At 67.2% G+C, this 6,409-nt stretch carries 6 protein-coding genes and 1 pseudogene; 4 read left to right on the top strand and 3 right to left on the bottom strand.

Annotated elements, in window-relative coordinates:
- Nucleotides 1-1,129 (bottom strand): aldehyde dehydrogenase family protein (locus LI92_RS19205; RefSeq protein ID WP_082109813.1); only part of this gene is annotated, 1,129 nt, incomplete at its 3' end.
- Between the two features lie 170 nt (nt 1,130-1,299).
- Here LI92_RS19205 and LI92_RS19200 point away from each other — a divergent pair.
- Nucleotides 1,300-2,514, top strand: a complete 1,215-nt coding sequence (locus LI92_RS19200) for a CaiB/BaiF CoA transferase family protein (protein ID WP_046321781.1) — start codon at nt 1,300-1,302, stop codon at nt 2,512-2,514.
- Here the strand turns inward: LI92_RS19200 and LI92_RS19195 are convergent.
- Together LI92_RS19195 and LI92_RS19190 are read right to left on the bottom strand one after the other, a co-directional pair.
- Nucleotides 2,511-3,317 (bottom strand): thioesterase family protein, encoded by an 807-nt coding sequence (locus LI92_RS19195; RefSeq protein WP_046321779.1) that lies wholly within the window; start codon nt 3,315-3,317, stop codon nt 2,511-2,513. The two genes, LI92_RS19200 and LI92_RS19195, sit on opposite strands and share 4 nt — an antisense overlap.
- A complete protein-coding gene (locus LI92_RS19190) occupies nt 3,314-4,333 on the bottom strand; it encodes an NAD-dependent epimerase/dehydratase family protein (RefSeq protein ID WP_046321778.1) in 1,020 nt (339 codons plus the stop codon). Before LI92_RS19190 ends, LI92_RS19195 begins: the two co-directional genes overlap by 4 nt.
- Nucleotides 4,334-4,447: 114 nt before the next feature.
- On the opposite strand from LI92_RS19190, the gene LI92_RS19185 reads away from it, so the two are divergent.
- From LI92_RS19185 to LI92_RS19175, 3 genes and pseudogenes are all read left to right on the top strand, one after another.
- Nucleotides 4,448-4,861 carry a Zn-ribbon domain-containing OB-fold protein gene (locus LI92_RS19185; protein ID WP_046321777.1) on the top strand — a complete coding sequence of 138 codons (414 nt, stop codon included), beginning with the start codon at nt 4,448-4,450 and terminating at the stop codon, nt 4,859-4,861.
- 14 nt (nt 4,862-4,875) lie between these two features.
- Entirely contained in the window at nt 4,876-6,024 is a 1,149-nt protein-coding gene (locus tag LI92_RS19180) for a thiolase family protein (RefSeq protein WP_046321776.1), read from the top strand.
- An 87-nt stretch (nt 6,025-6,111) separates the two neighbouring features.
- Nucleotides 6,112-6,409, top strand: a pseudogene (locus tag LI92_RS19175) (amidohydrolase family protein); the annotation flags it as partial.

Raw genomic sequence — 6,409 nt, 5'->3', positions numbered from 1 at the left:
CCCCGGCGATCACCGTCGGCTGCACGTAGTGTCCCCCCGCCAGCTCGGCCGGCAGTCCTTCGACTTCGCCGCCACCGGTGGTGATCTCGGCCCCGTGAAGGCGGGCCTGCGCGTAGGCGTCGAGCACTCGGCGCTTCTGCGCGGCACTGATCAGCGGGCCGACCAGCGTCTGCGGAAGCGCCGGATCGCCCACGGTCACCGCGGCAAAGGCCGCGGTGACTGCCGCCACGAGGTCATCGAACATGCTGGTGTGAACCAACATCCGGGTGGTTGCCGCGCACGCCTGACCGGCATGCACGCATACCCCGACCGCCCCGGGAATGACCTTGGCGGGATCGGCGTCATCGAGCACGATCAGCGCAGACTTTCCGCCGAGCTCGAGGAACGTCCGCTTCATGGTGTCAGCGCTGACGCGGGCCAGGTGCTTGCCCACAGTCGTCGAGCCGGTGAACGAGATCATGTCGACTCGCGGGTCGACTCCCAGCAGTCCGGCGACCTCGTTGGACGGTGTGGGCACCACGTTGACCACACCGGCCGGGATGTCGGTGCGCTCGGCGATGAGGCGGCCCAGGCGGGTGGCGTTCCACGGGGTGTTCGGGTCGGGTTTGAGGACGACGGTGTTTCCGGCCGCCAGCGCGGGACCCAGCTTGTTGAGGATCACCTCGACGGGGAAGTTGGACGGCGTGATCGCCGCAACCACGCCCACGGGTTCCTTGACCACCGTGCGGACATTGCGCTCGCCGAACAGTCCGCCACCGTCGATCAGCCGCTCCCAGTCGAATTCGTCGATCAACCGGCTTGGATAACGCAACCCGTCAGCCAGCGGCCAATCCAGCTGTGCCAGTTGCGTCGTCATCACCGGACAGCCGACCTCGGCGATCAACTCGGTGCGCAGCTCTTCCTTCTCTGCCTCCAGCGCCGCCTGTAGTTGTCCCAGGCAGCGCTTGCGCAAGGCGCGGTTGGTCGCCCAATCGGTGTCGTCGAAGGCCCGGCGGGCGGCACCGATCGCATGCCCCATGTCGGTTTCCCCGGCGGCTGCGGTGGTCCCCAACAGCCGCCCGGTGGCCGGGCTGACATTGTCGAACTCCGCGCCCGAGGCCGCCGCGACCAACTTGCCGTCGATCAGCATGCGCGATTCCGCCGCGGCCCCGGCCCGCTGACCGATCTGGATGCTGGTTGCTTGCTGCCCGCCGCCGCTCACCTGCGGACACGCTGTTTCGTGCGCACAACGGTAACCATTACAGTAGAATACTTCAAAAGGTTTGGCGGCGGCAGGAGCGCGCTGAGTTGATCAAGGTTATGAACGGCTTCCGCGTTCTAGAGGTCGCACAGTTCACCTTCGTGCCCGCCGCCGGTGCGATATTGGCTGACTGGGGAGCCGACGTCATCAAGGTCGAGCATCCGGTACGCGGCGATACCCAGCGCGGCTTCATCCGGATGGGCGGATTCGAGCTCAACCCCGACCGGCACCCGCTGATGGAACACCCCAACCGGGGCAAGCGCAGCGTCGGGATCGACGTCTCGCTGGCCGACGGGCAGCAGGTACTTTATGAATTGGCCGCTACCGCAGATGTTTTTCTGACCAACTACCTGCCGCGCGCCCGGCAGAAGAACAGGTTCGACGTCGAGCACATCCGCGCCGCCAACCCCGACATCGTCTACGCCCGGGGCAGTGCGTACGGCGACAAGGGCCCCGAGCGTGATGTCGGCGGCTTCGACGGTACCGCCTTTTGGACCCGCAGCGGCGTCGGCCACGCGCTGAGCCCCGAGGAGCTGGGGACCCCGCTGTCGCAGGGAATCCCCGCTTTCGGCGACTCGGTCGGCGGAATGAACATCGCGGGCGGGATCGCCGCTGCGCTGCTGCACCGGGAGCGCACCGGCGAGGCCCTCGAGGTCGACGTCTCGTTGCTGTCGACCGCATGGTGGGCGGCGGGCGCCAGCGTGACGCAGGGCCTGGACACCGGCGAGGCCATGCGTGCGGCGATGCCGGAATCCCCCGGATCGCAGGGCAATCCGTTCCTGGGCAACTACACCACCTCCGACGGGGGGACCATCAACCTGTGCATCGTCAGTCCGACCGGCTACATCCGGGACACCTTCGAGCACTTGGGTATCGGCGAGGCCGCCGATGACCCGCGCTTTTCCGATGTGCTGCCGCTGATGCGCAACGCGGCGGCGGCCGGGACGCTGATCGCCGACGCCATCGGCGCCAAGCCGTTCGACTACTGGCGCACACACCTCAAGACCATGAAGGGTCAGTGGGCGCCGTTCCAGAGCCTCGTTGACCTGGGCGCCGATGAGCAGGCCATCGCCAACGACATGATTGCCGAAGTGGAACCGGCTGACGGTGGACGGCCATTCAAGGTGGTCCGGGGCCCGGTCCAGTTCAACCACGAGCCGCTGGAGACCACCCGGGCCCCGCAGGCCGCCGAGCACACCGAGACGGTGCTGCTGGAACTCGGGATGGACTGGGAACGAATCGAAATGCTCAAAGCATCCGGCGCTGTCGCCTAGCCGGCTCTGGGACTGTCTCCGTAGTTCCGGTCGGCGTCGAAGTTGAAGTTGGCGACCGCGGTGGTCACGCCGAGGCCGATCGGACCGTGCGCGTCGAACACGCTGGAGCTCCCGGTGGCTACGCCTGCGTCGCTGTAATGGGTCATCGCCGCCAAACCGATGTACGGACCGACCGGTAGCCGGCTGAGTGTCAGGGTGAAGTCGGCGTTGATGAAGGACAGACCCGCGGTGCTGAAATTCGTCAGTGACGCGGTGACGTCGACCGCCATCGCGGTCCGCACGAACGGCGAGATCTCCTCGCCGTCTACCAGATCGCGGATCTCGCGTATCCAGGCGAAACGCGGTCCGGCGCACTGCCAGGCAAAGCGCCCGGCCTCGTCGGTGCCGTATGCCCGAATGAACATGGGCACCGACTCGTCGTGGCGTTCGGGTTCCGCCGGAATCGGCGGCAACGTCACCGCGGTGGTGTAGAACTCGCCGTCGGGCTGCACCCCACGACGCAGATACAGCGCCGAGGCGCGGGCCACCAACTCGCCGTTCTGCGTCATCGCGGCGTCGACTGCCCGCATCCGCGAGCCCGACCGGACCACCGCGGCGGTGACCTGCAACGGCGCGGTGGCGACTCGTCGCAGGATCTCGACGGTCAGGCGTGCGGGCTGCAGATCATCCTCGGGGACGTGGCGTTCGACGGCCCGGGCCAGCAACCCGCCGACCACCTGCCCTCCCAATGTCGGACCCCAACCGCCCTGAGCGATCGGGTTCGGCAGGAAGTCGTTGTCACGACGTACCACGAACGGGATCATGTCTTGCCTCGCTCCAGGTAGAACTTCGCGGCGCGCCGAATCGCGAGTTCGGTCGGCTCGGGATGCCATCCGAGTTCCCGGGTGGCCTTGCCGTGGTCGGCCGGAGACGTCAACGCCATCAGTCGCGCGCCCGTCGCGGTGAATACGAAGTCGCGGCGCAACAGTGCACCCACCAGGCCGATGACATGGCCCAGCACATGCAGGAACGCCATCGGAATCCCGAAGCGCGGCGGTGCGGCCCCGACCGCTTCAGCCGCGATGGTGAGCATCTCCCGCTGGGTCATGTAGCGCTCGGAGAGGATGTAGCGCTCTCCGATCCTGCCTCGCTCCGCTGCCAGCAGCATCCCGCGGGCAGCGTCGTCGATCCCGACCACTTCGGCACCCACTCCGCGCGCGTAGGCCGGCAGCTTCCCCAGCGCCGCGAGCTGGACGAGCATGCCCTGCCGCGGCTGCCAGTCCGGCGGGCCGTAAGGGTTCGACACGTTGGCAATGACAGCAGGCAGCCCACGGTCTGCCACATAGGACAACACCAGGCGCTCGGCTTCACGACGAGAGGCGATGTATCCCCCGCCCTGGCGGGCCCAGTTGAACGGCGTCTCCTCGTCCACGGTTTCGCCGTTGCGCCCCACCGCGATGGTCCCGATGGTGCTCAGGAACACGAACCGGTCCAGCGCCGCCCCCGCCGCCACCTCCAGAACGTTGCGCAGGCCCTCGACATTGGTCCGAAACAACGGGGCCGGGTCACGAAGCTCCGCCCTGGTGTCGACGACGCAGTAGAACACGACGTCGCGGTCGGCCATGGCGGCGGCGACGGCTTCAGTGTCGAAGATGTCGCCGTAACACCGCTGCACGTCGAGCCCGTCAATCCCCCTGGTGGAACTGGAGTGGCGCAACAGCACCCGCACGTCGTCGCCCCGGGCGACCAGCTGCCTGGTGACGCACGCACCGACATTTCCACTGGCGCCCATGACGAGGACTCGGCGCCGCTGCACCGCCGATCCGTCGTTCGCTGCCATCCCCAGAGCCCTTGCCGTGATTGCCAGACGGCGCCGGAAAGCCCGCTGGCCGCCGGGACCGATGATACTTTACGGTAAGCATTACAGTTAGCAGGCCTGTTACGCGGAGGTCCCATGCAGAAGGCGCTCGCCCCCGACATCTCGACGTGGCCGGAGGAGAATCCACAGCTGATCGGCAGCCGCTGCGGTGCCTGTGCCGCCACGGTTTTCCCGGCTCAGCCGCGCTGTCCGAGTTGCAGCGGGGACCAGATGAGCCAGGAGCTGCTGCCGCGCACCGGCACCCTGGTGGCGTGGACCACCCAGGGCTTTCCCCCCGGGGCGCCGTATCTGGGGCCCACCGGTAAGGACTTCGTACCGTTCGGCGTCGGGCTGGTGCAGCTCGGCGATGTCATCCGGGTCGAAGGCCGCCTCACCGAGAACAACCCGGACAAGCTGGAGTTCGGCATGGCGGTGGAGTTGGTCATGGTGCCGTTCACCTCCGATGCCGACGGCAACGAGGTCATCACCTTCGCCTTCCAGCCGGTATAGGAGATTGCGGTCCCATGACGCATGACGTAGCGATCATCGGTGTCGGCCTGCACCCGTTCGGCCGATTCGAGGGCAAGTCCGCGATGGCGATGGGGGTCGATGCCATCTTCGCCGCGGTGGCCGACGCCGGAGTGGACTGGAAGGACATCGGTGCTGCGACCGGCGGCAGCTGGACGGTCGCCAACCCGGATGCGATCGTCGGGATGGTCGGTCTGTCGGGCATCCCGTTCACCAACGTGTTCAACGCGTGTGCCACCGCGGCCAGCGCGGCCAAGGTCTGCGCGGACGGTATCCGGCTGGGCGACTACGACATCGGCATCGCCGTCGGCTTGGACAAGCATCCGCGCGGAGCGTTCACCGAAGATCCGGCCCTGGTCGGGATGCCTCGGTGGTACGCCGAGAACGGCCAGTACCTGACCACTCAGTTCTTCGGAATGAAGGCCAACCGCTATCTGCATGACCACGGCATCTCACAGCAGACCTTGGCCAAAGTCGCGGCGAAGAACTTCCGCAACGGCGCGTTGAACCCCAACGCGTTCCGGCGCAAACCGATCTCCGAGGAGGAGATCCTGGGCTCGGCCATGCTGAACTACCCGCTGACCCAGTACATGTTCTGCGCACCCGACGAAGGTGCGGCCGCGGTGGTGATGTGCCGCGCCGACATAGCGCACCGCTACACCGACAAGCCGGTGTACCTGCGTGCGGTGGAGGTGCGCACCCGGCGCTACGGCGCCTACGAGGTCAACACCACCTTCGCCCCGGTCGCCGAAGATGTCGCACCCACGGTGTACGCCGCCCGCGCCGCCTTCGAAAGGGCCGGTGTCGCGCCCGAAGACGTCGACGTCATCCAGTTGCAGGACACCGACGCCGGCGCCGAGATCATCCACATGGCCGAGTGCGGTTTCTGCGCCGACGGCGATCAGGAGAAGCTGCTCGCCGACGGGGCAACCGAGATCGGCGGGTCACTGCCGGTGAACACCGACGGCGGGCTGATCGCCAACGGTGAGCCGATCGGGGCCTCGGGACTGCGCCAGATCCACGAGTTGGTCCGCCAGCTGCGTGGCGAAGCCGGCGACCGTCAGGTGCCCGGGCAGCCCAAGGTGGGGTTCGCTCAGCTCTACGGCGCACCGGGCACGGCGGCCGCAACCATCCTCACCACCTGATCCCCATGCCGAGCAGACGCAGAATCGCACGATTGATTGCCCGCGAATGCGATTCTGTGTCTGCTCGCGGTAAGAAAGGAGCGCTGCATGAGCCAGTTTCGTGACGCGCCGATCTTCGATGCCGACCAGCACATGTACGAGACCCCCGAGGCACTGACCAAATTCCTGCCGGAGAAGTACTCGCGGGCGGTTCAATTCGCCCAGATCGGCCGCCAGACCCGAATCATCATCAACAATCGGGTCAGCGACTTCATCCCCAACCCCACCTTCGAGCGGGTTGCCGCACCGGGTGCACATGAGAAGTTCTTCGCCGGACGCAACACCGAAGGTCTGACCCTGCGCGAGATGCAGGGCCCGGCGATCGCCGCGCCGCCCGCGACCCGCA

It is taken from the genome of Mycobacterium sp. UM_Kg1 (assembly GCF_000972925.1).
GTDB classification, from domain to species: domain Bacteria; phylum Actinomycetota; class Actinomycetes; order Mycobacteriales; family Mycobacteriaceae; genus Mycobacterium; species Mycobacterium hiberniae.
Note: the sequence above shows the minus strand (reverse complement) of the source record. Positions and strands in the feature narration are given on the sequence as shown.